Origin of the sequence: Luteimonas sp. J29 (assembly GCF_000472505.1) — a bacterium.
Classification (GTDB): Bacteria; Pseudomonadota; Gammaproteobacteria; order Xanthomonadales; family Xanthomonadaceae; genus Luteimonas.
In genome coordinates this window covers 203,072-229,951 of sequence record NZ_AWZR01000006.1, presented here as the reverse complement: position 1 = coordinate 229,951, position 26,880 = coordinate 203,072, and the positions used below count along the sequence as shown (strand labels likewise).

The following is a 26,880-nucleotide window of genomic DNA, read 5'->3' as shown; positions in this document are numbered from 1 at the left end:
AAGGACATGCCGATGCGACTGATGCCCACGTTGCTCCCTGCCGCGCTCGTCGCCGCCCTCGCCGCGTGCTCGCCCCAGCAGGGCGCGAACGCGGACCCGGCTGGCGCCACCGCAGGGGCCGATCGCGAAGCTGCCGCGCAGTCGGCGTTCGAAGCCGTCGGCCGGCTGGCCGCGTGGGATGCCGCGTTCGCCGACGTGGTCGAGGCCGACGCGCGCATCGAGAAGCTCACCGTCGACACCTTCACCTGGTCGGAAGGCCCGGCCTGGGTCGCCGACGGCGGATACCTGCTGTTCAACGACGTGCCCGAGAACCGGATGTACCGCTGGTCCGAATCGGACGGCCTTTCGGTGTTCCTCGAGCCCTCGGGCTACGACGGCCCGCCGCTGGAGGAACTGCGCGAGGCCGGCGCCAATGGCCTGTTCGCCGAAAGCGCCGGCAGCGTGCTGCTGGCCGACTCGGGCACGCGCGTCGTCGCGCGCTTCGACCCGGGCGACAAGTCGCGCACCACCCTCGCCGACCGCTTCGGCGGCAAGCGTTTCAACAGCCCCAACGACGTGGTCGCGCGCGCCGATGGATCGGTGTTCTTCACCGACCCGCCGTACGGCCTCAAGGATTTCGACGAGTCGCCGGCGAAGGAGCTGCCGCACAACGGCGTGTACCGGATCGACGCCGATGGCGCCGTGCACCTGGTCGACGACAGCCTCACCCGCCCCAATGGCGTCGCGCTCTCGCCCGACGGCAACACGCTGTACGTCGCGAACTCCGACCCGGACCACCCGGTGTGGATCGCCTACACGCTCGACGCCGCCGGCGACGTGGTCGAACGCCGCCAGTTCGCCGATGCCTCCGACCTCGCCGGCGACGACGCGCCCGGCCTGCCCGACGGCATTGCCGTGGCGGCCGACGGCACGATCTTCGCCACCGGCCCCGGCGGCGTGCTGGTGTTCGCGCCCGACGGCACCCGCCTGGGCCGGATCGAGACCGGCAGCGCGATCGCCAACTGCGCGTTCGGCGACGACGGCCGCTCGCTGTACATGACCTCGCACCGGTTCCTGGCGCGGGTGCGGCTGAAGCTGGCAGGCCTCGGTTTCCAAGGCTAGGCCTGCACGGCGGCGGTGAGCGCACGCGCCACCGCCGTCGGACCTCCGTCGCCGAGCGCAGCGTAGGCCTCGCGCACGGCCGCGACGAAGCGCGCATCGGCAGCCAGCGCGCCGAACACGGACTCCAGGGCGAGGAAGCCGGCGACATCGTGCGCGGCGTCGCCGGTGGCGGCCGCGCCGATCCGGAGCAGCTGCGCGGACATCGGATCGGACAGCGCGTCCCCCGCACGCGCCTGCCGGACGACGAAGTGCAGCCAGCCGGCGACGACCAGGGCAAGGCGGTCGACGCGTCCGTCCTTGCCCAGCCCATCGGCCATCGTGCCCAGCACCCGCACCGGCAGCTTCTGCGAGCCGTCCCAGGCGATCTGCGACAGCAGGTGGGCGATGGCCGGGTTGCGGAAGCGCGCGAGCACCGCACCGATGTAGGCGTCCGGATCGAACCCGACCGGAAGCGTCAGCGTCGGCAGGATGTCCTCGCGCATCAGCCGCTCGATGAAACCGGCCAGCACCGGTTCGCGCATCGCCTCGGCCACGGTGCCCATGCCCATCAGCGAACCCAGGTAGGCCAGCGCCGAGTGCGGCGCGTTGAGCAGGCGCAACTTGGCCCGGTCCCAGCCCTCGACCTCGCTGCTGATCACCACGCCCACGCGTTCGAACGGGGGACGTCCGGCGCGGAAGTCGTCCTCCACCACCCACTGCGCATACGCTTCGCGCTGCACGGGCCAGGCATCCTCCACGCCGAGCGCGGATGCGACCTGCGCGCGCAGCGCATCGTCGGTGGCCGGCGTGATGCTGTCCACCATCGAGCGCGGGAAGCCGACGTGGTCCTCGATCCAGCCGGCCAGGCCGCGATCGACGCGGCGCGCGTAGTCGAGCACCGCGCGGCGCAGGCGGCCGCCGTTGTCGGCCAGGTTGTCGCAGCTGAGCACGGTGTAGGGTGCCAGTCCGCGCTCGCGGCGCTCGCGCAGGCCGGCGACCAGCCAGCCGATGGCGGTGATCGGCTGCTCGGGCTGGACCAGGTCGCGGCTGACGTCGGGGTGCGCCGCGTCGATGCCGTCGGCCGACAGGCAGTAGCCCTTCTCGGTGATGGTGAGCGTCACCAGGCGCACGTCGGGATCGACCAGCCGCGACATCACCGCGCGGCGCTGCTGCGGCGCGCACAGCACCTCCCGGATCGAGCCGATCACCCGCAGCGAGGGGCGCTCGCCCAGCAGCGCGAGCGTGTACAGGCCGTCCTGCGGCTGCAGCGCGTCGCGCACGTCGGGGCTGCGCAGCGACACCGCGCAGACCGCCCAGCCCGGGTCGTGCGCCAGCAGGTCGTCGACGTACACCGCCTGGTGGGCGCGGTGGAACGCGCCGGGGCCGAAATGGACGATGCCGATGCGGGTGGCGTCGCGGTCGTACCCGGGTCGCTGCACGGAGGCCGGCAGGCCCGGAAGGGTGGCCGGCGACAGCCGCGCCGCCGGCCCGGTCGCGGCTCCGCCGTCGTGCGCGATGGGCCACACGCTGTTCACGGCGCGCGCACCTCCACCTCGGCGCTGGCGCGGATGTCGGCGCTGGAGGCGCCCACTTCCACCAGGTAGCGGCCCGGATCGACGGCGTAGGCGCCGGCCTGCTCGTCGTAGTGGCGCAGGTCCTTCTCCGGCGCAAAGGTGAAGGTGACCTCGCGCGACTCGCCCGGCGCCAGGTGGATCCGCTCGAACCCGCGCAGTTCACGGATCGCGCGCGGACGCTTCGGTTCCAGCGCCCGCAGGTACAGCTGCACCACTTCGTCGCCGGCGCGCGTGCCGCCGTTGCGCACGCTGACGGTGGCGGTGACCCGGCCACCGGCATCGACCGACGCACGGTCGAGCCGCACGTCACCGTACTCGAACGTCGTGTACGACAGGCCATGGCCGAACGGATACAGCGGCTCGCCGCGGAAGTACCGGTAGGTCCGGCCCTCCATGGCGTAGTCGTCGAACGCGGGCAGCGGTTCGTCGGCCTTGTAGAAGGTCACCGGCAGGCGGCCGGCCGGGTTGTGGTCGCCGAACAGGACGTCGGCCACGGCATTGCCGCCGCGCTGCCCCGGATACCAGGCGACGAGGATCGCGGGCAGGTGGTCCTTCGCCCAGTCGATGCCCAGCGCGGAGCCGGTGGTCAGCACCAGCACCACCGGCTTGCCGGTGGCGTGCAGCGCCTCGAGCAGCCGCTGCTGCGTCGCGGGCAGGCGGATGTCGGTGCGGTCGCCGCCGGCGAAGCCCGGGAAGTCGACCTTCATCTCCTCGCCCTCGACGTCGCCGGTCAGCCCGCCGACGAAGACGATCGCATCGGCGCTGCGCGCGGCCTCCATCGCCTCCTCGAACGGCGGCTTCGCGCCGGGCAGGTCCCAGGCCAGGCGCACCGCCGCGTCGCGCTCGTGCTCGTAGTACTCCAGGCGGATGTCGTAGGCCCGGCCGCCCTCGAGGTCCACCTCGACCGAGTCCGCGCGCAGGCGCTCGGCGTCCTCCCAGCGGTCGAGCAGCAGCTCGCCATCCAGGTACAGGCGGAAGCCGTCGTTGGCGCCGGCCTCGAGGCGATAGCGTCCGCTCACCGGCGGCAGCAGCTGGCCGCTCCAGCGGATGCTGAAGCCGTCGTTGGGCACCGCGTTGTCCGGACCGGCCTCGCCGCGCGCCATCAGGTTGTCGGTGGGCGAGCCGCGGTCCCAGCGGAAGCCGATCTGCGCATCCACGCGCACCAGCACCGGTTCGCCGGCCAGGTCCTTGTTGCGGAAGTACTCGCCACGCAGGCCGCGTTCGTTGGTGCCGGTGCCGGGACGCAGGTACTGCGGCTCGATCAGCGGCGTGGCCGCCGGGTCCTCGCGTCCCTCCACCAGGTCCACGCCGCGCGCGTACACCACCTCCACGCCCGGCGCCGCTTCGCGGATGCCGCGCAGCACCGTGACCGGATCGGCCGGCGTGCCGTAGTAGTTGCCGAGCAGGGCCATGGTGTCGTCCGCGGTCGGACCGATCACGGCCAGCCGGCGGATGTCCTTCGACAGCGGCAGCACGCCGTCGTTCTTCAGCAGCACGATGGACTCCTGCGCCACGCGCCGCGCCAGCGCGTCGTGTTCCGGCGCCTGGTTGACCTCGTACGGGATGTCCGCCCAGCGCACGGACCCGGGCGGGTCGAACATGCCCAGCTCCATGCGCGTGGTCATCAGCCGGGTCAGCGCGTCGTCCAGCTCGGCTTCGCTGATCAGGCCCTTGCGCACCGCCACCGGCAGGTGCTCGGCATAGGTGCTGCCGCAGTTGAGCTCGGTGCCGTTCTTCACCGCCAGCGCTGCCGCCTCTTCGGGCGTGGCGACGATCCTGTGGTTCTCCCAGATGTCCACGATCGCCCAGCAGTCGGACATCACGTAGCCCTTGAAGCCCCACTGCTCGCGCAGGATGTCGCGCAGCAGCAGCTTGCTGGCACTCGCCGATTCGCCGTAGACACGGTTGTAGGCGCCCATCACCGCCTGGACGCGCCCTTCCCTCACCAGTGCCTCGAACGCCGGCAGGTAGGTCTCCCACAGGTCGCGCGGGCTGGGATGGACGTCGAAGGTGTGGCGGTCGGCCTCGGGCCCGCTGTGGACGGCGAAATGCTTGGCGGTGGCGTCGAGCTTGCGGTGCACCGGGTCGAGCGGCTCGCCGGTGCGCGGATCCATGCCCTGCAGGCCGCGCACGAACGACACGCCCATGCGCGCGGTGAGGAACGGGTCCTCGCCGTAGGTCTCCTGGCCGCGGCCCCAGCGCGGGTCGCGGAAGATGTTGATGTTCGGCGACCAGAAGGTCAGGCCCTGGTAGCGGCCGTGCTGGCCGTTGCGCAGGGCCTCGTGGTGCTTGGCGCGGGCCTCGTCGCTGATGGTCCTGGCGACCTGGTCCATCAGCGGCACGTCGAAGGTCGCGGCCATGCCGATCGCCTGCGGGAACACGGTGGCGGCGCCGGCGCGGGCCACGCCGTGCAGGGCCTCGTTCCACCATTCGTACTCCGGCACCCCGAGGCGTTCGATCGCCGGGGAGTCGTTCTGCATCTGCGCCGCCTTCTCCTCCAGCGTCATCCGCGACACCAGCGCGGCGGCGCGTTCCTCGAATCCGAGCGAGGCGTCGAGCCAGGGGCGGTCGCCGTCGTCGGCCTGGAGCGCAACGACCGGGAGCGCGGCGAGGAGCGTGGCGGCGCACGCGCGCGCCAGCCGGCGCAGGGCCGGTCCGGTGCAGCGGGCGGATGCCTGTGGCGGGTGTACCTGCATGTCCGTGTCCCTCCCGGGGGTCATGTCACTGCGTGGCGCGTTCGTCGCGCGCGTAGGGGCCGAGCGTGGCGCCGATGAAACCGCCGGCCACGTCGGTGCTCAGGATCGTGCCGTCGGCGTCGCGCACCAGCCACTGCACGCCCTCGCCGCCGTCGAAGCCGAAGCCGTAGCGGCCTTCGTCGCCCTCGATGTGCAGGACGAGCTGGCCGGGGGCTGCGATCGACTGCGTGGCCACCACCTCCGGATCGCCCTCGCCCGCCTTCTTCTCGAGGAACACCTCGAGCCGGTCGCCGTCGCGGCGCGCGCCCAGGAAGTACCAGTGGTCGTCGCCCTGGAACGCGGCCAGGCCGGCGGCCACGCCCGGCGCCGGCGGCTCCAGCGCGGTGGAGGCCTCGAACACGAGGTGCTGCTGGCGGCGGGCGTAGAAGGACATGTTGACCTTGGCGTCCAGGCGCTCGCGCAGCGGATGGATGGTCAGCCAGCCCGGGCGCGAGCTGCCGTCGTACCACTGGGTCTTCGGCACCCGCGGCGTCATCCAGCCCCTGCCGAGCTCGACCACGTCGAACTCGTCGCGCCAGGTGAAGTTGCCGGTCATCGGCGCCTGGTCGGCCGGCGTCTTCATCCACGACGGACCCGGCAGCACGTACGGGATCTTCTCGCCGCGCGGCAGGATCACCGGCCAGCCGTCCTTCCAGGTCACCGGCAGCAGGAAGGTCTCGCGGCCGGTGTTGTAGTGGTCGCGGCCGTAGTTGCGGCTGGCCAGGAAGGTGGCCCACCAGGTGCCGTCCGGCCCCTGCACCATGTCGGCATGGCCGGCGTTGGTCACCGGCAGCGGGCGGTCGGGGTCGAGGTCGCGCTGGGTGAGGATCGGGTTGTGCTCGTAGGGCTCGTACGGCCCCCACACGTCGCGGCTGCGCAGGACCACCTGCGAGTGCTGCGGGCCGGTGCCGCCTTCGGCGTCGCTGAGGTAGTACCAGCCGTCGACCTTGTAGATGTGCGGGCCTTCGATCCAGATCGGGTTCTCTTCCGGCTTCACTCCGCCGTCGATCAGCACCTTGCGCGGGCCGAACGGCTTGCCGCTGGCGATGTCGATCTCCTGCAGCCAGATCGCGCGGTGGCCGTCGTAGCGCACCGGCACTTCCGGCTCGTCGTTGTTGAGGATGTAGACCTTGCCGTCGTCGTCGAAGAACAGCGACGGATCGATGCCGCCGATGGTCGGCAGCCAGACGGGATCCGACCATGGACCCGCCGGGTCCTTGGCGGTGACGAAGAAGTTGCCGCCGGCGTCGACCGAGGTGTTGACCACGTAGAAGGTGCCGTCGTGGTACTCGATCGCCGGCGCGAACACGCCGCGCGACATGCCCAGGCCGTCGAAGTCCAGCTGCCCGGGGCGATGGATGGCGTTTCCGACCTGCGTCCAGTGCACCAGGTCCTCGCTCTCGAACACCGGGATGCCGGGGAAGAACGAGAAGGTCGAGGCCACGAGGTAGAACTTGCCGTTGGCCGCGGTGATGCTGGGGTCGGAATGGAAGCCGGCCAGGATGGGGTTGCGGAAGTGTCCTTCCGGCAGCGGTTCCTCGAACGCAGCGTCGCGGCCGGTGTACTCGAACCAGTCGAAGTGGACCGGCGGCGCCGGGTCGGCGCTCGCCTCCCCGGCCGCCTGCCCGGCCGCCGGGGTCGAAGGCTGCCCGCTGCACGCGGCGAGCGCGAGCGCGGCCAGGGCGGCGAGCATGCCGGCCGCCAGGCGGCGTGGTTGCGTGATGGTCATGTTCCGTCCTCTCCGTCCAGTGTTCACCAGTCCCACATCGAGCCGTCTTCCAGGCGCGCGATCGGCAGCTGCCTGGGCGAGTACGGATACTTCGCCGCCAGCTTCTCGTCGATGTCGACGCCGATGCCAGGGGTGTCGCCCACGTGCAGGCGCCCGTCGCGCAGCGCGTAGTCGTGCGGGAACACCGCGTCGGTTTCGTCGGTGTGGAACATGTACTCCTGGATGCCGAAGTTCGGAACCCAGGTGTCGAAGTGCAGCGCCGCGCCCATGGTCACCGGCGACAGGTCGGTGGCGCCGTGGAAGCCCGTGCGCACCTGGTGCAGGGCGGCGAAGTCGGCCAGCCGTCGGATGTGGGTGATGCCGCCGCCGTGCACGATGGTGGTACGGATGTAGTCGATGAGCTGGTGCTCGATCAGGTGCTTGCAGTCCCAGATCGAATTGAACACTTCGCCCACCGCCAGCGGGGTGACCGAGTGCCTGCGGATCAGCTCGAACGACTTCTGGTGCTCCGCCGGGGTCGCGTCCTCGAGCCAGAACAGCCGGTAGGGCTCGAGCGCCTTGGCCAGGCGCGCGGCCTCGATCGGGGTCAGGCGGTGGTGCACGTCGTGCAGCAGCTCCACCTCGTCGCCGTGGTCCTTGCGCAGCTGCTCGAACAGCTTCGGCGCGACCTCCAGGTAGCGCGGCGTGTTCCATTCGGTCTCGACCGGCAGCTCGCTCTCGGCCGGCTCGTAGGCACGGCCTGAGGACACGCCGTAGGGCTTCTTCACGCCCGGGACGCCGCACTGCGCGCGCACCGCGAGGAAGCCCTGCTCGATGAAGCGGCCGACCGCGTCGGACGCCTCGGCGATGTCGCGCCCGTTGGCGTGGCCGTAGACCAGCGCGCCTTCGCGCGAGCGCCCGCCCAGCAGCTGGTACACCGGCATCCCGGCCATCTTGCCCAGGATGTCCCACAGCGCCACGTCGACCGCGGCGATCGCGCTCATGGTGACCGGGCCGCGGCGCCAGTACGCGCCGCGATAGAGGAACTGCCAGGTGTCCTCGATCCGGCCGGCGTCGCGGCCGATCAGGTTCGGCACCACGTGGTCCTGCAGGTACGAGGCCACGGCCAGTTCGCGGCCGTTGAGGGTGGCGTCGCCGAGGCCGTACACGCCCGAGCGCGTGGTGATCTTCAGGGTGACGAAGTTGCGCCCCGGGCAGGTGACGATGACCCTGGCGTCGACGATCTCGCGATCGTTCCTCGAACCGTGGGCGGGAGTGTCGTTGGTGTTCATCGGGCGTGGTCGTCGTCGATCATCGGGGGAACGGGCAGTTCGAACGGACCGGCCGGCAGGCCGGCACCGTCGAACAGGGTGCAGACGGGGCTGTCGGCCCAGCAGTAGCGCACGCGCGTGGCGGCATGCGCGCCGGGGGCCTGCAGGGTGACGCGGTCGAAGCGGATCGAGGCCGTGGCGTAGCGGCAGCTGTCCTGGGTCTGGCCGCACAGCTCGAAGCCGATCGGGCCGTCCGCGCCATAGGCGACGAGGCCGTCGCTGGCGTCGCCGAACTCCACCACTACCGCGTCGCCGTTGCGCGCGACCGAGCGCGGCACCGGACCGGAGGGCGGGATCGCCTCGCCGTACACCACGTGGCGGGCGTTGCGCGCCAGGCGCCGCGCCAGCTCCTGCTTGTTGGTCGGGTGGATGTCGTAGCGGTCGCCGATGTCGATGGTGACCACGAGGCCGGTGGCGTCGTCCTCGGCGGCGACCGCACGCTGGGCCTCGCGCATCCGCGCCCAGTCGCTCTCGGTGGGACGGGTCGGCGGCGCGCCGAAGTTCGGCAGCTGCACCACCAGCAGCGGCAGGCCGGCGCCGAAACGCTCGCGCCAGTCGCTGCGCAGCGTGCGCAACAGGTCGCCGTAGAACGCATGCTCGAAGGTGTTGGACTCGCCCTGATACCAGAGCGCGCCGCGCAGGCCGTAGCGACCGATCGGCGCGATCATCCCGTTGTACAGGGTCGACAGTCCCGCCGCGCTCTGCCATGGCGCGCGGGGCGGATCGCCCAGGTCCGGCGGCACCACCCGGTAGCGCCAGCCGCGGTCGAGCGGGATCCGGGTGCCGTCGGCCAGGCGCAGGGCATGCGCCGACGCGGGGCCGGCGAGGCCACCGTCGCGCCAGGTGTCGAGCACGTTCACCGACACGGTGTTGGCACCGGCGCGCAGCAGGCCCGCCGGCAGCGGATACTCGCGCCCGGCGCCGGCGCCGTAGGTGCTGCCGACGCCCACGCCGTTCACCCAGGTCATGTCGATCTCGTCGGCCGGCCCGAGTTCCAGCACCGCCTCCTGCGCCGCCTGCGCGGCGTCGAGCTCCACCGTGGTGAGGTACCAGACCATGCCATTGAAGTCGGCGAGTTCCGGCACGCCCCAGTGCTCCCAGGCGCCGAGCTGCGCCGGCGCGTCGCGCCACTGGCCGCCGCCCTCGCCCTCCCACGGGCGGTCGTCGGCGGCGATGCCCTCCAGGCCGCTCCACCACGCCTGCCAGAGTTCGCCCCAGGCACCGACGGCACCGACCGGATCGACGGCATAGCGGTCGAGCACGTCGAGTTCGCCGTCGTAGCGGCCAAGGCGGCGCAGCGCCGGCGCGCTGGTCCAGGCCTGGATCCGCGAACCGCCCCAGGCGGCCTCCACCAGGCCCATCGGCACGTCCACGTGCTTTTGCAGCTCGCGCGCGAAGAAGTAGCAGGCCGCGGAGAACTCGCGCACCGACTCGGGGCTCACCGGCTGCCACTCCACCGGCTGGTCGAAGGTCGCGCGCGGCGCCACGGCGGCCACCTGCGGCACGGTGAACAGGCGGATGCGGTCGTTGCCGGCGCTGGCGATCTCGGCCCGCGCGTCGAGCGCGCGCCAGACCTGCAGCTCCATGTTCGACTGTCCCGAGCACAGCCACACGTCGCCGACCAGCACGTCGCGCACGCGCTGGCTGCGGTCGCCGGCCGTCGCCACCAGCTCGTAAGGACCACCGGCGCGCAGCGCGGGCAGCGTGGCCTCCCAGTGTCCATCGCCATCGGCGCGCGCGCGGACCCGGCGGCCGGCCAGCTCCACGCGCACGGTCTGGCCGGGCGAGGCCTCGCCGTACACGCGGATCGGCCGGTCGCGCTGCAGCACCGCGTGGTCGGAGAACATCGCGTGCAGCAGCGGCGCCTCCCCGGCCGCGACGGCGACCGGAAGCAGCACCGCGGCCACGGCCGCGAGCCATGCGAGGGCTGTCCTGCGGATCATTGCGTATCCCCCGGTGCGTGCGGGAATTCCAGCGACATGTAGTACTCGAGCGGATGTTCGGGCGGCGCCTCGCCCTCGGGCAGCGGCAGCCGCGAGAAGGTCTGGAAATAGGCGATGCTGGCGTCGCGCCACCACTGCGCCTCCTTGCGCTGGATCGCCAGGAAACGCGCGACCTGGTGGTGGCGCTCGGCATCGACGTAGTCGCGCAGTCCGGCCCAGGTCTGCTGCATCTTCCCGACCGCGGCAACGCCGCGCGAGTAGCGGTGCACCAGTTCGTCCCACAGGGTCCGCCCCGAGGACACGCGGCTGGTCCATGGCCGGTGGTGGAACCAGAGCAGGAAGTCCTCGGGCACGCGCTCCGGATCGTTGAACACCTCCGCCACCGGCGGCGCGTACTGCGACACCGCGTCGCTGCCGGACGTGGTGCGGTCGAAGCCGATGCCCTCGCGGGTGGCACGGTGGTAGTACACCGAGGTCCAGTCCGCGCGCGGGCCGCCCTCCACCCAGGGACCGGGCCCGTAGTGGTGGCCGAGCCCCATCAGGTGGTGCAGGCCCAGCGGTGTCATGTAGTCCACGGCGGCCTGGTGCGAACCCATCATCATCGCCACCACGGGCTCGACGAACGCGGGGTCGGCGCTGAAGGTCATGCGCACCCACTCCTCGGCCACCGTGCGCGAATCCAGGTAGGGGTCCCAGGCCAGGCGCCCGAATACGTACCAGTTGGCCTGGTCGAAGTGGGAGCCGCTCCAGTTGCGGTCGGTGCCGATGTTGGCCACCCCGGCGATGCCGCTGATCGCGTGGCCGTCGAGGGAGCCGTCCACGACCTTCGCCACCGTCGAACCCGGGCCGGCGGCGTGGGTGTCGGCACGCAGCACCTCCTCGTACATCGGTCCCAGGTACACCAGGTGGGTGGCGAAGCCCAGGTATTCCTTGGTGATCTGGAACTCCATCATCAGCGGCGTCTTCGGCATCGCGCCGAACAGCGGATGGAACGGTTCGCGCGGCTGGAAGTCGATCGCGCCGTTCTTCACCTGCACCAGCACGTTGTCGCGGAAGCTGCCATCGAGCGGCACAAACTCGGTGTAGGCCTGCTTGTGGCGGTCGTCGGGTTCCTCGTGGGAATAGACGAAGGCACGCCACATCACCACGCCGCCGTGCGGGGCGAGCACCTCGGCAAGCATGTTCGCGCCGTCGGCGTGGGTGCGGCCGAAGTCCTGCGGGCCGGGCTGGCCTTCCGAATTGGCCTTGACCAGGAAGCCGCCGAAGTCGGGGATGCGCGCGTAGATCTCCGCGGCCTTGTCCTTCCACCAGCGCTGCACCGCCGGATCCAGCGGATCGGCCGTGTCCATCCCGCCGATCTCCATCGGCGCGCTGAAGCGCGCGCTCAGGTACACCCTGATCCCGTACGGCCGCAGCACGCCGGCCAGCGCCGCGACCTTGGCCAGGTACATCGGCGTGAGGATCTGCGCGTTGGCGTTGACGTTGTTGAGCACGGCGCCGTTGATGCCGATCGAGGCGTTCGCGCGGGCGTAGTCGGTGTAGCGCGGGTCGAGCCAGTCGGGCAGCAGGTGCCAGTTCCAGATCGACTGGCCGGAGTAGCCGCGCTCGACGTAGCGGTCGAGGTCGTCCCAGTGGTTGAGGACCCGCAGCCTGACCTTCGGCGCCTCGCGCAGGTCCAGGGCGTCGATCGGCTGTCCGCTCTGCAGCAGGCGCAGCAGGTGGAAGCTTCCGTAGAGCGCGCCGACATCCGTATTGGCGGCCACCACCGTCGCCGGACGGCCGTCGAGCTCGACGCTGCGGAGCAGGTAGCCCTCCTCGCCAAGCCCGTCCAGGTCCAGGCCGAGCCGGGCCAGCGCCGGCAGCGACGCCGGCGTGCCGACGAGCACGGCGCCGGGGGCCGACGGCGCCTCGGCGACGGCGGGCGCCCCGCCCAGCAGCCCACCCAGCCCACGCAGCAGTTCCCCGCGGGCGGCGCGCTGGGTCGGCGTGGCCGCCGGCGCGACCAGCTGCGCCAGCCGCGGCCGGTATTGGGCCTGCTGCCCCGCGTCCAGCGGCCGATAGCGCAGCCACAGCTCGTAGCCGTCTTCGGCCTGCACCGCAGGCAGCACGGCCAGCGCCAGCAGGAGCGCGGCCAGGCGGCGCAGCCAGCGCCCGGCGGGCCCGGGGACGTCTTGCTGCGTGCGGTCGGCGGTTGTGTGTAACATTCGGCCAGCCCTCATGTCGGATCGTGTCGCGAAGGACGCCGCGTCCCTACCGTCGCACGGTGCCGCGCATGCCGGCTCGAACCACAGACGGCCGCGGCGCGGCGGGGGAAACGACTTTGCAAAAGCCAAGGAAAGCTGCCCGCCGCAAGGGACAGGCGGTCACCCTGGACGAGGTCGCCGCGCTGGCGAAGGTCTCGCCGATGACCGTCTCGCGCGTGGTCAACGGCCAGGGCAAGGTGCGCGACACGACCCGCGACCGGGTCATGCGCGCCGTGCGCGAACTCGGCTACACGCCCAACCTCGCGGCGAGTGCCCTGGCCACCGCGCAGGACACGCGGGTGGCGATGATCTACACCAACCCCAGCTCGGCCTACCTGCGCGAGCTCCTGGTGGGCGCGCTGCGCGGGGCGTCGCGCACCGCGGCGCAGCTGGTGGTCGACACCTGGGATTCGCTCGGCGCCAGCGCCCAGCGCCAGGCCGCGCGCGCGCTCGCGCGGCGCGCCGCGGGCGTGATCCTGCCGCCGCCGCTGTGCGAGTCCAAGGCCATCGTGTCCGAGTTCCTCGAGGCGGAGATCCCGGTGGTGGCGATCGCCTCGGGCCGCTTCCACCAGGACATCTCCTGCGTGCGCATCGACGACTTCCGCGCCAGCAAGGACATCACCCTGCACCTGATCGCGGCCGGTCACCGCCGCATCGGCTACATCAAGGGCAATCCCAACCAGACCGCCAGCGTGCGGCGCTTCGAGGGCTTCCTCTCGGCGATGGCGCAGGCCGGCATCGAGGTCGACGAAAGCCTGGTCGAAAGCGGCTTCTTCACCTACCGCTCCGGCCTGGAGGCGAGCGAGAAGCTGCTCTCCCACCCCAGGCCGCCGACCGCCATCTGCGCGGCCAACGACGACATGGCCGCGGCTGCGGTGTCGGTCGCGCACCGGCGCGGGCTCGACGTGCCGCGCGACCTGTCGATCGTGGGATTCGACGATACCTCCGCCGCGACCACGGTCTGGCCGGAGCTGACCACGATCCGGCAGCCGATCGCGGCCATGGCCGATTCGGCGGTGGACATCCTGATGCGCAACATCCGGCGCAAGGACAAGAGCACGCGCACGGTGGTCGATCACCTGGTGCCGCACGAACTCGTCGTGCGCGACTCGGTGGCCCCGCCGGCGCGCTGACGCGCCGGCACCCGCCAGTCCGGCCCGGCACGCAACGGCCACGCGCCCGGCCCACGACCGCCCCACCCCGCCCGGCGCCCCGTCCACCCCGCGGCGGCACGCGGAAAGCGCGGTCCGGCATGCGGCGCCCCGGCCTGCGCGGCAGGGGCGCGTCGAACCGGCAGGCAGGGGCGGGCTCGCTCCCATGTCGACCGGTCGCCTCCTCCTCAGCGACGCAGGAGGTACTGGTTGAGCAGGTTCTCGTAACGCTCCTGCTTGCCGCTGGTCTGCTGCGGCTCGCCATGCTTCGCCGCGTGCGCCACCAGGTCGGCCAGGCTGAGCTTGCCGGCCTCGAAGTCGGCGCCGGGGCCGCTGTCGAAGCTCGCGTAGCGCTCCTTGCGCCACTGCTCCCAGGGCGAATCGTTGAGCAGCGCGTGGGCGACTTCCAGGCCGCGGGCGAACGCGTCCATGCCGCCGATGTGGGCGATGAACAGGTCCTCCATGTCGGTGGACTCGCGGCGCGGCTTGGCGTCGAAGTTCAGGCCACCCGGCAGGCCGCCCTGGCGCAGCACCACCAGCATGGCGCCGACGGTGTCGTAGAGGTCGGTCGGGAACTGGTCGGTGTCCCAGCCGTTCTGCGGGTTGCCGCGGTTGGCGTCGATGCTGCCGAGCAGGCCGTGGTCGGAGGCCACCTGCAGGTCGTGTTCGAAGGTGTGGCCCGACAGCGTGGCGTGGTTGGCCTCGATGTTGAGCGAGAAGTCCTTCTCCAGCCCGTGCTCCTTGAGGAAGCCGGCGACGGTGGCGCTGTCGAAGTCGTACTGGTGCTTCATCGGCTCCATCGGCTTGGGCTCGATGAAGAACTGGCCCTTGAAGCCGATGCTGCGGCCGTAGTCGCGGGCCATGGCGAGGAAGCGGGCGAAGTGCGCCAGCTCGCGCTTCATGTCGGTGTTGTGCAACGAGGCGTAGCCTTCGCGGCCGCCCCAGAACACATAGTGCTCGCCGTCGAGCTCGACCACCGCGTCGAGCACGTTCTTCACCTGCACCGCGGCGCGGGCGACGACGTTGAAGTCGGGGTTGGTGGCGGCGCCGTTCATGTAGCGCGGGTGCGAGAACAGGTTCGCCGTGCCCCACAGCAGCTTCACGCCGGTGGCCTTCTGGCGCTCCTTGGCTAGCGCCACCAGGTGCTTGAGGTTCTTCTCGTAGGTACCGATGTCGTCGGCGTCGGGCGCCAGGTCGACGTCGTGGAAGCAGTAGTACGGCACGTCGAGCTTGGAGAAGAACTCGAACGCCGCGTCCACCTTGGCCTCCGCGGTGGCCATCGGGTCGCCCTTCTCCCACGGGAAGCGGCGGGTGCCCGGGCCGAACGGGTCCGCGCCGGCGTTGCAGAAGGTGTGCCAGTAGCAGACCGCGAACCGCAGGTGCTCGCGCATGGTCTTGCCGCCGATCCTGCGGTCGGCCTCGTAGAACTTGAACGCGAGCGGGTTGTCGGAATCCGGGCCCTCGTACGGGATCCTGCCGATGCCGGGGAAGTATTCCTTCGCGCCGATGAAAGGCTTGCTCATTGCTGTGGTGTCCGTGGAGTCGTGGTGGAAAGGCGCGCTCAATCCGCGTACAGCGGGCGGATCGCGTCGAGGTGGGTGAGGAAGCGCTGGTACTGCGCCTGGTAGGCGGCGGTCGCCTCGGCGTGCGGGTGCGCGGCCAGGCGGGGGTCGAGCTGCACGTGCGCCGCGGCCAGGGCGTTGAGGTCGGCGTCGCCGCCGGCGGCGCGCTCCACCGCCCACAGTGCCTGCAGCGCGGCGCCGAAGGCCGCGCCTTCGGCCTGCTCGGGTACGTCGACCGGGAGGCCGAACATGTCCGCAGCCATCTGCCGCCACACCGCGCTCTGGCTGCCGCCGCCGGTCAGGCGGATCGCCTCGAAGCGCAGGCCGGCGTGGACCAGGCCGTCGTAGCCGTACTTGAGGCTGTACATCGCCCCTTCCATCGCCGCCCGGTACAGGTTGGCCTGGCTCAGGTTGGTGGCGGTCATGCCGAACAGGCCGCCCCGGCCGTGCGGCAGGTCGGGCGTGCGCTCGCCGTTGAGGAACGGCAGCATCAGCAATCCGTCCGCGCCCGGCCGGGTGTTGGCCAGCAGCGCATCGCCGTCGCGGGTGGAGAAGCCGCACAGGCGCGCGACCGACTCGGTCGCCACGGTGCAGTTCATGGTGCAGATCAGCGGCAACCAGCCGCCGGTGGAGTCGCAGAACGCGGCCCAGCGGCCCTGCCCGTCGACCACGGCGCGGTCGGCGTAGGTGAAGATCGTGCCCGAGGTACCCAGGCTCATGCTGAGCACGCCCGGCACCACGTTGCCGGTGCCGATCGCGGCCATCATGTTGTCGCCGCCGCCGGCCGAGACCTGGACCGAATGCGGCAGGCCCAGCTCGTCGGCCAGGGCCGCCCGGATCTTCGCCAGGTGGTGGGCGGGAACCAGCGGCGGCAGGCACTCGCGCAGGTCGCGGTCGGGATCGGTCGCGGCCAGCATCTCCGGCGACCAGTCGCGACGGCGCACATCGAGCCAGCCCGTGCCGGAGGCGTCGCCGTGCTCCATCCACAGCTCGCCGGTGAGCCAGTAGTTGATGTAGTCATGGGGCAGCAGGATCGTGGCCAGGCGCGCGTAGGCCTGCGAGCGGTGCTTGCGCGTCCACGGCAGCTTGGACGCGGTGTAGCCGGCCAGGATCGGGTTGCCGGCCACCTCGATGCAGCGCGCCGGACCGCCCACGCGGTCCATGATCTCGTCGCACTCGGCGGCGGTGCTGGTGTCGCACCAGAGCTTGGCCGGGGCCAGCACGCTGCCCGTGCGGTCGAGCGGGACGAAGCCGTGCTGCTGCCCGGACACGCCGATTGCCACCACCCGGGCCCTGATCGCCGGGTCGATCCGCGAGAAGCAGGCGCGTACCGCCTCGACCCACCAGTCGGCGCGCTGCTCACGGCTGCCGTCGTCGCCGGCAGCGAGGTCGAGCGGCTGGCCGGCGGTGGCCACGATGTGGCGGGCATCCGGATCGTAGGCCACCAGCTTGACGCTCTGGGTGCCCACATCCAGTCCTACGAACAGGCCCATCTTCCAGTCCCCAGAAAGTTAGCGCTACCAAAAAAGCCGTACGCCTTCCCCTGCAGCGCGAACATCGGCACACCGGGGGCACGGGCGGATCCGGCCCGGCGGCGTGTCGCGACTGTACACACATGCAGGGCAAATGCCTTGCTGCACTGCGCAACGGCGTGGAGAGCCGAAATGGCGCCCGGGAGTTAGCGTTAACACATTCTTTCGGTTTCAGGTGCGCTGCAGCACAGTTGCGGGGCCCAGTCTCATGACCGTTTGATACGCGACCGGTCCGCCCGGGTCAGCGCCGCCGACTCCGTCTCCGGCTCCCCGTTCGGACCTCCCGGTGGCGTGCCGGGGCGACCGGACAACGACCGTCCCCTGTACCTGCGCGCTTGCCCGCAGCCCCCCCCGCGATCCGGACCCCGTGGGCCGGACAAGCGCCCCGTCCCCGGGCGCCGCCGCACGGACCGGCGGCCGGGAGCGGCAGGCGGACGGCGGCCCGTCGTCCGCGCGGCACGGGGCGGGCACCGCGTTGTCCCTGGCTGGCAGCGTGCCTCCAGGCGGCGCATCGTTCGCGGGCGGCCGGGCATCGGCCCGGCAGCAATGGACGCGTCGCCACCGCGCACCGCGCGGTGACGCGGAAAGACGCGCGCCGACACAGGGGGCGCCACGTCGACGCGTGCGGATTGGACGTCGTCCCGCGCCGATCACCGTCCCGCACCGGCACGCCGTCCCGGCGACTGCGCGGCGCGGGCACGGGTGCGGAAGGCCGCGGTCTCGCCGTGCGAGACGGTGGCCGGTTCTGCTGCACGGGTAGAATTCCCCGCTTTCCCCCGGCAGCCCGCAGATGTCCGAATCCGTCCGCCCCGCCTTCCACGGTTACGAGCAGATCCCCCTGCGCGAGTACGCCGAGCGCGCCTACCTCGACTACTCGATGTACGTGGTGCTCGACCGCGCCCTGCCCTTCATCGGCGACGGCCTCAAGCCCGTGCAGCGCCGCATCGTCTACGCGATGAGCGAGCTGGGCCTGTCGGCCACCGCCAAGCCCAAGAAGTCGGCGCGCACCATCGGCGACGTGATCGGCAAGTTCCACCCCCACGGCGACAGCGCCTGCTACGAGGCGATGGTGCTGATGGCGCAGCCGTTCTCCTACCGCCACCCGCTGGTGGACGGCCAGGGCAACTTCGGCTCGGCCGACGACCCCAAGTCGTTCGCGGCGATGCGCTACACCGAGTCGCGCCTGACCCCGGTGGCCGAGGTGCTGCTGGGCGAACTCGCGCACGGCACGGTGGACTGGGTGCCGAACTTCGACGGCACCCTGCAGGAGCCGAGCTGGCTGCCGGCGCGCCTGCCGCACCTGCTGCTCAACGGCACCACCGGCATCGCGGTCGGCATGGCCACCGACGTGCCGCCGCACAACATCAACGAGGTGGTGAGCGCGTGCGTGCGCCTGCTCGAGGACCCGGACGCCACGGTGGCCGACCTGTGCGAGCACGTGCGCGGCCCGGACTACCCGACCACGGCGGAGATCATCACCCCGGCGGCCGAGCTCCGGGCGATGTACGAGACCGGCAACGGCAGCGTGCGCGCCCGCGCCACCTACACGCGCGAAGGCACCAACATCATCGTCACCGCGCTGCCCTACCAGGTCTCGCCCTCGAAGGTGATCGAGCAGATCGCCGCACAGATGCGGGCCAAGAAGCTGCCCTGGCTGGAGGACATCCGCGACGAGTCCGACCACGCCAACCCGGTGCGCATCGCCCTGGTGCCGCGCTCCAACCGGGTCGACGCCGAGCAGCTGATGGGCCACCTGTTCGCGACCACCGACCTGGAGAAGAGCTACCGGGTCAACCTCAACGTGATCGGCCTGGACGGCAAGCCGGCGGTCAAGAACCTGCGCACGCTGCTGGACGAGTGGCTGACCTTCCGCATCGACACCGTGGTGCGCCGGCTCAAGCACCGCCAGGAGAAGGTCGAGCGCCGCCTGCACCTGCTCGAAGGGCTGCTGGTCGCCTTCCTCAACCTGGACGAGGTGATCCGGATCATCCGCACCGAGGACGAACCGAAGCCGGTGCTGATGGCCCGCTTCAAGCTCACCGAAGAGCAGGCCGACTACATCCTCGAGACCAGGCTGCGCCAGCTCGCGCGGCTGGAGGAGATGAAGATCCGCGGCGAGCAGGAGGAGCTGTCGAAGGAGCTCGAGCACATCGTCGCCACCCTCGGCAGCCGGGCGAAGCTGCGCAAGCTGGTCAAGGACGAGCTGCTGGCCGACGCGAAGAAGTACGGCGACGCGCGCCGTTCGCCGCTGGTCGCGCGCGGCGCGGCGCAGGCGCTGGACGAGACCGAGCTGGTGCCGAGCGAGCCGGTGACCGTGGTACTCAGCCAGAAGGGCTGGGTGCGCGCGGCCAAGGGCCACGACGTCGATGCCGCCGGCCTGTCCTACCGCGAGGGCGACGGGCTGCTGGCCGCGGTGAAGGGCCGCACCACGCAGCAGGTCGCCTTCCTCGACAGCACCGGCCGCAGCTACTCGACCATCGCCCACTCGCTACCCTCGGCGCGCGGCAACGGCGAACCGCTGACCGGGCGCTTCTCGCCCGCGCCGGGCGCCTCGTTCGTTGCCCTGGCCAGCGGCACGCCGGACGACCGCTTCGTACTGGCGTCCTCGCACGGCTACGGCTTCGTCACCCGCTTCGAGAACCTTACCGGGCGCAACAAGGCGGGCAAGGCGCTGCTGAGCCTGTCGGAGGGCGCCAGGGTGCTGCAGCCCGCGCCGGTGGCGGGCACCGCCGACGATCGCGTGGTGGTGGTCACCAGCGCCGGCCACCTGCTCGCCTTCCCCGTGGCGGAACTGCCCGAGCTCGACAAGGGCAAGGGCAACAAGCTGATCGAGATTCCCAAGGCCAGGCGCGGCACCGAGCGCGTGGTCGCGGTGGCCGTGGTGCCGCCGGGCGGCACGCTCGCGGTGAAGTCGGGCGCACGCACGATGGGCCTGTCGTTCAAGGACCTGGGCGACTACCTCGGGGCGCGGGCGAGCCGGGGCGGGTTGCTGCCGAGGGGTTGGCAGAAGGTGGATGGCCTGTCGGTCGAACCGTAGGGTTCATGGCGCGGCGACGACGCGGCCGGTGAAGCCGTCGCGAGGTTCGTGTGCGACGCCCCCTCCCCCGCGCGCGGGGGAGGACCGGGGTGGGGGCAACGCTCCCGTCGCCGCGCGGCAACTCGCGGCGTCGGCCCATGGCCCCATCCCGACCTTCCCCCGCAAACGGGGGAAGGGGTGCATGCCGGGCTGCGACGGTCCGGACCCCTGCGGGCGCAAACGCCGCCGGTCCACAGCCTGGCGCTGGACGACGCCAGCGGAGAACAACGGAACCTGCCCACGCCATGCACCCTGACTTCTGGCTCGAACGCTGGCGCGAGAACCGCATCGGCTTCCATCGCGACACGCCCCTGCCGCTGCTGGTCCGGCACTGGCCCGCGCTCGGCCTGCCGGCCGGCAGCCGCGTGTGCGTGCCGCTGTGCGGCAAGTCGCTGGACATGGTGTGGCTGGCAGAACAGGGCCATCGCGTGCTCGGGATCGAACTGGCGGCGCAGGCCATCGAGCAGTTCTACGACGAGCGCGGCCTCACGCCCGGGGTCCGCCCGGGCCCCGGCGGCATCCACTACACCGCCGGCCCGTGGGAACTGGTGGCCGGCGACGCGTTCGCGTTCCCCGCCGGGCTGCTGGCCGACTGCGCCGGCGTCTACGACCGCGGCGCGCTGATCGCACTACCGCCCGACATGCGCGACACCTACACGCGCACGATCTGGCGACGACTGCCCACCGGCTGCCGCGGGCTGCTGGTCACGCTCGAGTATCCGCAACACGAGAAGCAGGGCCCGCCCTTCAGCGTCGACGACGTCGAAGTCCGCGCGCGCTTCGCGCCGGACTGGAACGTCGCCCTGCTCGAACGCCGCGACATCCTCGCCAGCGAACCCTCGTTCCAGGCCGACGGCGTCACCGCGCTGGCGACCGCCGCCTGGCGCCTCACCCGCACCCCCACGCCCCCGTAGGAGCGGCTTCAGCCGCGACCCGGCGCTCAGCGCAACCGTGCAGCCGGGCAGACGACCGCGACCGGACCCGGCTGCCCGGCAACCCGGAATCGACGGTCGTGGATCGAGCCGCTCCTGCACCGGCACTGCAGGGCGACGGGGTCAGTCGTGCGGCGACTCCCGGCCCATTCGCGACTGCTGGTAGTTCTCCAGCCCGATCATGCGGATCAGCCGCAGCTGCTGCTCCAGCCAGTGCGTGTGGTCTTCCTCGGTATCGGCCAGCTGCGCCACCAGGATGTCGCGGGTCACGTAGTCGCCATGCTGCTCGCACAGGGCGACCCCCTTGGCCAGGTTGCCGCGCACCTGGTACTCCAGGTCCAGGTCCTTGCGCAGCATCTCCTCGACCGTGCGTCCCGGCTCGAACGCATCCGGCCGCATGTCCGGCTCGCCTTCCAGGAACAGGATCCGCCGCAGCAGCGCATCGGCGTGCTGGGTCTCCTCCTCCATCTCGTGGTTGATGCGCTCGTACAGCGCATGCAGGCCGAGGTCCTCATAGCGCCGCGAATGCAGGAAATACTGGTCGCGCGCGGCCAGCTCGCCGCGCAGCAGGAAGTTCAGATAGTCGACGACCTCGGGATGACCCTTCATGGCACCGGCTCCTCGGGTGGGGGATGGCGCAAGTATGCCCACGCGGCCTGGAGGCTTCCGGATGGAAGCAATAGCGGTTCGCATTCTCGGCCGCGGTCAGTCCGCGGCCGGCGCCGCCTCCTCCTGGCGCGCAAGATGCCGCAGCCGGCGCAGCGAGCGCGGCTCCCGGGCGGTCGCCGGCGCGCGCAGACCGGTGCGGATGCGGTCGGCATAGCCCAGGTCGTTGAGCAGCGAGCCGGCCTGGAGTCCGTCGATCTCGCCCCGTCGCAGCATTCCCAGGACCCGATGGCGGAACTCCACGTCGAACCGGCCCGCCTGGTCCTCGATCCGCTGCAACTCCGCGGCGCGGTCGGCGGGCGGAACCTGCTCGGGGTCGAGCGCCTGCAGCGCGCGCATCTGCGCCAGCAGGTGGGCACGCAGGTCCACGTATGCGCGACGCTGCGGCGAGTCCTGCTCCGCCAGCCGCGCCAGCAGGTTCTTCTGCAGGTGCTTGGCGCCCTTCACCGCTTCCACCACCTGCGCGGCCGCGGTCTGCGCCGCGGCCCAGTAGCGCTGGTGCTCCTCGTCCATCGACACCTCGATCCTGCCCATGAACGCGAGCAGCTCGCCGTACACGCCCTTGACCCGCTGCCGGTACAGCGCGTCGGCATCAGGCTGCGACAGCGGCGCCTGCGCCAGCCGCGCGGGATCGGGTTCCCTGCCCGACAGCGCGTCGGCCGGGAGATCGAGCACGCGCGCGACGACCTCCAGCCCGAGTTCGCCCAGATGGCGCAGTTCCAGCGCCACGGCGGCGGCCGCGGCATCGGCAGAATCCAGTGCCTGTCCGCTGAGGTGGCGCGCGCGCACCACCTCGCCCGGCGCGGTCGCCACCTTGCCGGGCACGAGCTGCGGATCGGCGCGATCCGGCAGCCACGCCTGCAGCCAGCGCGCGAGCGTGCCCTGCCACGGCCAGAACACCAGCACGCCGGCCACGTTGAACAGCGTGTGGAACAGGGCCAGCTGCAGCAGCGCGTTGTCGCGGAACCCGAGCACGCCGCTCGCCGCGAGCACCAGCCAGGTCAGCGGCGCCAGCAGCAGCAGGGCCAGCCCAGCGCTGACCAGGTTGAACAGCACGTGCGCCAGCGCCAGGCGCTGGCCGCTGCGGTTGCCGCCCAGCGCGCCGACAACGCCGGTGCTCACGCTGCTGCCGACGTTGGAGCCGATCGCCAGCGCAATCGCCTGGCCGAGTTCGAGCTGGCCGGCCGACAACGCGGCCAGGATCAGCATCAGGGTGGCGTGGCTCGACTGCAGCACGACCGTCGCACCCACGCCCGCGGCTACCAGCAGCACCACGCCGGCGGCGCCGCCAGCCGGGATCGCGGCCGGGTCGAAACCGCCGCCGAAGGCATCGAAACCGGCGCGGACCTGGTCGATGCCGAGGAACACGAAGGCAACGCCGAGCACCACGCGCCCGGCCGCGCGCCCCTTCGGCCCCGCGACGCCGGCCAGCACGCCGAACACCAGCAGCGGCAGCGCCAGCGGCGACAGGCTGAAGCCCTGCCCGGCCAGCGCCAGCAGCCAGATGCCGCTGGTCGCGCCGAGGTTGGCGCCGAAGATGATCGCAAGGCCACCGGCGAGCTGGATCAGGCCCGAACTGATGAAGGCGATCGTCAGCAGCGAGACCAGGGTGCTCGACTGCAGCAGCATGGTGCCGCCGATGCCGAACAGCAGGCCGCGCGCGGGCGTACCGGTGCTGCGCGCCAGCAGCAGCTCCAGGCGCCCGCCCGCCAGCTGCCGCAGCCCCTCCTCCAGGCACTGCATGCCGAACAGGAACATGGCCAGGCCCGCGCACAGCTGCAGCCAGCCCGCGTCGCGCCAGAACGACCATGACAGCGCCGCGCACGCGACGGCCAGCAGGATGATGCGCAGTTTCGGGCCCAAGCCATTCCTCCCCGGAGCGCACGCATTAGACCCTGCCGGCCGCGGTCGCGCCTACCCGTTGCCGCCGACCGGTCCGCTGCAAGGGCGCCGGGCGATCGGTTAGAGTCGCCGGCGGACGGGGACACGGGACGGAAGATGCGGCGATGGCTCTGGCGGATCGTGCTGCTGGCCGCGGTGCTGGCGGTACTGCTGGCGCTCCTCGCCTGGTGGCTGCTGCGCGCCAGCCTGCCCGCGCTCGACGGCGAAGTGGCCCTGCCCGGACTGTCCGCGCCAGTGCAGGTGCAACGCGACGCGCTGGGCGTGGTCACGATCGAGGCCGGCGACGAGACCGACGCGATGCGCGCGCTCGGGTTCGTGCACGCGCAGGAACGCTATTTCGAGATGGACCTGCTGCGCCGCACGGCGGCGGGGGAACTGTCCGCGCTGTTCGGCCCGGTGGCGCTCGACCTCGACCGCGGCCACCGTACCCACCGCATGCGCGCGCGGGTCGAAGCGCGGCTGGGCGACATCGCCGGCGAACGCATGCCGCAGCTCGTCGCCTACGCCGAAGGGGCCAACGCCGGTCTGGCGGCGCTGCGCGCGCGTCCCTGGCCCTACCTGCTGCTGCGCCGGGAGCCCGAGCCCTGGCGTCCGTCCGACTCGGTGCTCGCCGGCTACGCGATGTACTTCGACCTGCAGGACGCGGCCAACGCCGACGAACTCGCGCTGTGGAGACTCAAGGAACACCTGCCGCCACCGCTGTACGCGCTGCTGACCCATCCCGGCAGCGCCTGGGACGCGCCGCTGCAGGGCGAACCGTTCGGCGACGCCACGCTGCCCGGACCGGACGAGGTCGACCTGCGCCGGCTGCCCGCCCCGGCTGGAGCGGAGCAGGACGGCGCGACCACCGTCGCGGCCGGATCCGCGCGCCAGGCATGGACGCCATGGGCGACCACCCCGCCGGCGGACGGGTTGCTTCCCGGCAGCAACAACTTCGCGGTCGCCGGAAGCCTGACCATCGACGGCCGCGCGATCGTGGCCAACGACATGCACCTCGGCCTGCGCGCGCCCAACGTCTGGTTCCGCGCCCGCCTGCGCTGGCCCGACGCGGCCGCGCCCGGCGGGCAGGTCGACGTCCAGGGCGTGACCCTGCCCGGCCTGCCGGCAGTGGTCGTCGGCAGCAACGGGCACGTCGCCTGGGGCTTCACCAACAGCTACGGCGACTACGCCGACTGGGCGCTGGAAACGCCCTGTGCCGCGTCCGGGGCCGCGCGCCCCGGCGCGACCGCCTGCGCCGCGGTCGACGTGCACCGCGAACGCATCGCGGTGGCGCGCGGGGAATCGGTCGAACTGGAAGTGCGCGAGACGCGCTGGGGTCCGGTGCTGCACGAGCTGGACGACGGCCGCTTGCTCAGCCTGCGCTGGACCGCCCACCTCCCGGGCGCGGTGGACCTGGGACTGGCCGGATTCGCACGGGTCGCCGACCTCGACCAGGCCCTCGCGCTCGCCGACCGCACCGGCATCCCGACCCAGAACCTGGTCCTCGGCGACCGCCACGGCCGCATCGCCTGGCGCCTGCTCGGTCCGCTGCCGGTCCGCGCCGACGGCTGCAACCCGGTGGCGCCGACGCCGCTGGCGGACGCACGCGACGAACCGGCGTACGACGGCGCGGGCGAGGCAGCTGGCTGCACGCCCTGGCCGGTCGCCAGCAATGCCTCACCGCTCGCCGCCTCGCCCGGCCACGACCGCCTGTGGACCGCCAACGCCCGCGTCGCGGGAGGCGACGACCTGGCCCGCATCGGCGACGGGGGCTACGACCTCGGTGCCCGCGCATCGCGGATCCGCGACCTGCTGCAGGCGCGCGGGCGCTTCACGGAGGCCGACCTGCTCGCGATCCAGCTCGACGACCGCGCCGTGCTGATGAACCGCTGGCGCGAGCTGCTGCGTGCGCTCGCCGACGAAGGCCCCACCCTGCGCATGCTGGCGGAGGTCGCCGAAGACTGGGAGGGCCGCGCCAGCCCCGGCTCGGCGGGTTACCGGGTCGTCCGCGCCTGGCGGCTCGCCGTGCACGAGCGGCTCCGCGACGGCCTGCTCGCGCCCGCGCGCGCGGCCATGGGCGAGCGGTTCGAAGCGCCCAGCCTGCGCCAGTTCGAGGGTGTGGCCTGGCCGCTGGTGCGACAGCGCCCCGCGCACCTGCTGCCGGTGCGGTTCGCAACCTGGGGCGAACTGTTCGAGGATGCCGCGCGCCAGGTCCACGACGAGCTCACGGCCCACGGCCCGCTCCACGAGCGCACCTGGGGCGAACGCAACACCGCCGCGATCTGCCATCCGCTGGCCCGGTCGATCCCGCTCGGGCGGCGGCTGCTGTGCATGCCGCCCGACCCGCTGCCGGGCGACAGCATGGTGCCGCGGGTCCAGGGACCGGCCTTCGGGGCGTCGGAGCGCATGGTCGTCGCACCGGGCCACGAGACCGACGGCATCCTGCACATGCCCGGCGGACAGTCCGGCCATCCCCTGTCCCCGTTCTGGGGCGCAGGCCACGACGACTGGGTCCAGGGCCGTGCGACGCCGTTCCTGCCCGGCCCGCCCCGACACACCCTGGCCCTGCGGCCCTGAGGCCGGCCGCCGGGCATTCCGCGTTCACCCCGTGGCTGCTAGCGTTGGGCGCTGGTCCCCACCGGCCCTGCCCGTGCCGCCCGCTGACCTGCCTTCCATGCTTTCTGCGTACTCCAGCGCAAGAACCGTCCCTCTGCCCGCTGCCGCCGGGTCACGCATGATCGAATTCGGACACCTCACCCACGTCGGCCTGCGGCGCGAGCTGAACGAGGACACCTACTACGGCGACAGCGAGCTGGGCCTCTGGCTGGTCGCCGACGGCATGGGGGGGCACGAGTACGGCGAGGTCGCCAGTGCGCTCGCGCGCGAGACGATCGTGCGCGAGATCCGCCAGGGCACCTCGCTTCCGGACGCGATCCGGATCGCCGACGAGGAGATCATCCGCGCCTCGCGGCAGCGCAACGACGCCCTGCCGATGGGCACCACCGTGGTCGCCGCGCGGGTGCTCGGCCGCCGCTTCGAGGTCGCCTGGGTCGGGGACAGCCGCGCCTACCTGTGGCGCGACGGCAAGCTGGCCCAGCTCTCGCACGACCACAGCTACGTCCAGGAACTGATCGCCCAGGGCGCGATCAGCCTCGACCAGGCGCGCAGCCATCCGCACCGCAACGTCGTCACCCAGGCGCTCGGCGTGACCGAGCCGCATGCGCTCAACGTGGAGACGCTGTCGGGCGAACTGCTCCCGGGCTCGCAGCTGCTGCTGTGCAGCGACGGCCTGACCGAGGAGGTCGACGACGAGGGCATCTCGCGCGTGCTCTCGCACGTCGAGTGCAGCGCCCAGGAATGCGTGGACGGGCTGGTCGCCGCGGCGCTCGACGGCGGCGGCTCGGACAACGTCACCGTGGTGCTCGTGCGCAGCCACTGAGCGGCACCGCCGCCCGGCCGCGCCGGC

The 26,880-nt window shown here is 72.1% G+C and carries 15 protein-coding genes and 1 pseudogene; 6 read left to right on the top strand and 10 right to left on the bottom strand.

All coding sequences use genetic code 11. The annotated features are described in order from the left end of the window. Positions 1-12: 12 nt before the first annotated feature. Positions 13-1,101: an SMP-30/gluconolactonase/LRE family protein gene (locus LUTJ29_RS0111840; protein ID WP_027072697.1), complete on the top strand. Its 1,089-nt coding sequence runs from the start codon at positions 13-15 to the stop codon at positions 1,099-1,101. Here LUTJ29_RS0111840 and LUTJ29_RS0111835 read toward each other — a convergent pair. The 6 genes and pseudogenes from LUTJ29_RS0111835 to LUTJ29_RS0111810 all read right to left on the bottom strand — a co-directional run bounded on the left by LUTJ29_RS0111835 (position 1,098) and on the right by LUTJ29_RS0111810 (position 12,575). After that, positions 1,098-2,615 (bottom strand): mannitol dehydrogenase family protein, encoded by a 1,518-nt coding sequence (locus LUTJ29_RS0111835; RefSeq protein WP_232221206.1) that lies wholly within the window; start codon positions 2,613-2,615, stop codon positions 1,098-1,100. The genes LUTJ29_RS0111840 and LUTJ29_RS0111835 overlap by 4 nt on opposite strands. Further along, a pseudogene (locus LUTJ29_RS0111830) lies at positions 2,612-5,194 on the bottom strand (glycoside hydrolase family 3 C-terminal domain-containing protein); the annotation flags it as partial. The pseudogene LUTJ29_RS0111830 and the gene LUTJ29_RS0111835, both read right to left, overlap by 4 nt. 181 nt (positions 5,195-5,375) lie before the next feature. Next, positions 5,376-7,118 carry a glycoside hydrolase family 43 protein gene (locus LUTJ29_RS0111825; RefSeq protein WP_232221205.1) on the bottom strand — a complete coding sequence of 581 codons (1,743 nt, stop codon included), beginning with the start codon at positions 7,116-7,118 and terminating at the stop codon, positions 5,376-5,378. Between the two features lie 23 nt (positions 7,119-7,141). After that, positions 7,142-8,389, bottom strand: coding sequence for a D-mannonate dehydratase ManD (manD, locus tag LUTJ29_RS0111820; protein ID WP_027072693.1), 1,248 nt, complete (start codon positions 8,387-8,389; stop codon positions 7,142-7,144). After that, the gene (locus LUTJ29_RS0111815) at positions 8,386-10,371 is read right to left on the bottom strand and encodes a sialate O-acetylesterase (RefSeq protein ID WP_051322962.1); all 1,986 of its coding nucleotides are present in this window, start codon (positions 10,369-10,371) and stop codon (positions 8,386-8,388) included. Before LUTJ29_RS0111815 ends, manD begins: the two co-directional genes overlap by 4 nt. Then, positions 10,368-12,575 (bottom strand): alpha-glucuronidase family glycosyl hydrolase, encoded by a 2,208-nt coding sequence (locus LUTJ29_RS0111810; RefSeq protein ID WP_084524852.1) that lies wholly within the window; start codon positions 12,573-12,575, stop codon positions 10,368-10,370. Before LUTJ29_RS0111810 ends, LUTJ29_RS0111815 begins: the two co-directional genes overlap by 4 nt. A 116-nt stretch (positions 12,576-12,691) precedes the next feature. On the opposite strand from LUTJ29_RS0111810, the gene LUTJ29_RS0111805 reads away from it, so the two are divergent. Continuing rightward, positions 12,692-13,747 (top strand): LacI family DNA-binding transcriptional regulator, encoded by a 1,056-nt coding sequence (locus LUTJ29_RS0111805; protein ID WP_027072690.1) that lies wholly within the window; start codon positions 12,692-12,694, stop codon positions 13,745-13,747. A gap of 206 nt (positions 13,748-13,953) precedes the next feature. Here LUTJ29_RS0111805 and xylA read toward each other — a convergent pair whose 3' ends face one another. Beyond that, entirely contained in the window at positions 13,954-15,288 is a 1,335-nt protein-coding gene (gene xylA, locus LUTJ29_RS0111800; protein ID WP_027072689.1) for a xylose isomerase, read from the bottom strand. A 38-nt stretch (positions 15,289-15,326) separates the two neighbouring features. Continuing rightward, positions 15,327-16,820 (bottom strand): xylulokinase, encoded by a 1,494-nt coding sequence (xylB, locus tag LUTJ29_RS0111795; protein WP_027072688.1) that lies wholly within the window; start codon positions 16,818-16,820, stop codon positions 15,327-15,329. An 829-nt stretch (positions 16,821-17,649) separates the two neighbouring features. Between xylB and parC the strand changes: the two genes are divergently transcribed. After that, complete coding sequence (parC, locus tag LUTJ29_RS0111790; protein WP_027072687.1) at positions 17,650-19,896, top strand: DNA topoisomerase IV subunit A; 2,247 nt, start codon at positions 17,650-17,652, stop codon at positions 19,894-19,896. A 284-nt stretch (positions 19,897-20,180) separates the two neighbouring features. Then, the gene (locus tag LUTJ29_RS0111780) at positions 20,181-20,849 is read left to right on the top strand and encodes a thiopurine S-methyltransferase (RefSeq protein WP_027072738.1); all 669 of its coding nucleotides are present in this window, start codon (positions 20,181-20,183) and stop codon (positions 20,847-20,849) included. Positions 20,850-20,990: 141 nt separating this feature from the next. Here the strand turns inward: LUTJ29_RS0111780 and bfr are convergent, their stop codons facing one another. Then, complete coding sequence (bfr, locus tag LUTJ29_RS0111775) at positions 20,991-21,476, bottom strand: bacterioferritin (protein WP_027072686.1); 486 nt, start codon at positions 21,474-21,476, stop codon at positions 20,991-20,993. A 96-nt stretch (positions 21,477-21,572) separates the two neighbouring features. After that, positions 21,573-23,396: a Na/Pi symporter gene (locus LUTJ29_RS0111770; protein ID WP_051322961.1), complete on the bottom strand. Its 1,824-nt coding sequence runs from the start codon at positions 23,394-23,396 to the stop codon at positions 21,573-21,575. A 135-nt stretch (positions 23,397-23,531) separates the two neighbouring features. Here LUTJ29_RS0111770 and LUTJ29_RS0111765 point away from each other — a divergent pair, with 135 nt between their 5' ends. Continuing rightward, a complete protein-coding gene (locus LUTJ29_RS0111765; RefSeq protein WP_027072684.1) occupies positions 23,532-25,991 on the top strand; it encodes a penicillin acylase family protein in 2,460 nt (819 codons plus the stop codon). Positions 25,992-26,148: 157 nt separating this feature from the next. Then, positions 26,149-26,853 carry a protein phosphatase 2C domain-containing protein gene (locus LUTJ29_RS0111760; RefSeq protein ID WP_027072683.1) on the top strand — a complete coding sequence of 235 codons (705 nt, stop codon included), beginning with the start codon at positions 26,149-26,151 and terminating at the stop codon, positions 26,851-26,853. The last annotated feature ends 27 nt before the right edge of the window (positions 26,854-26,880 follow it).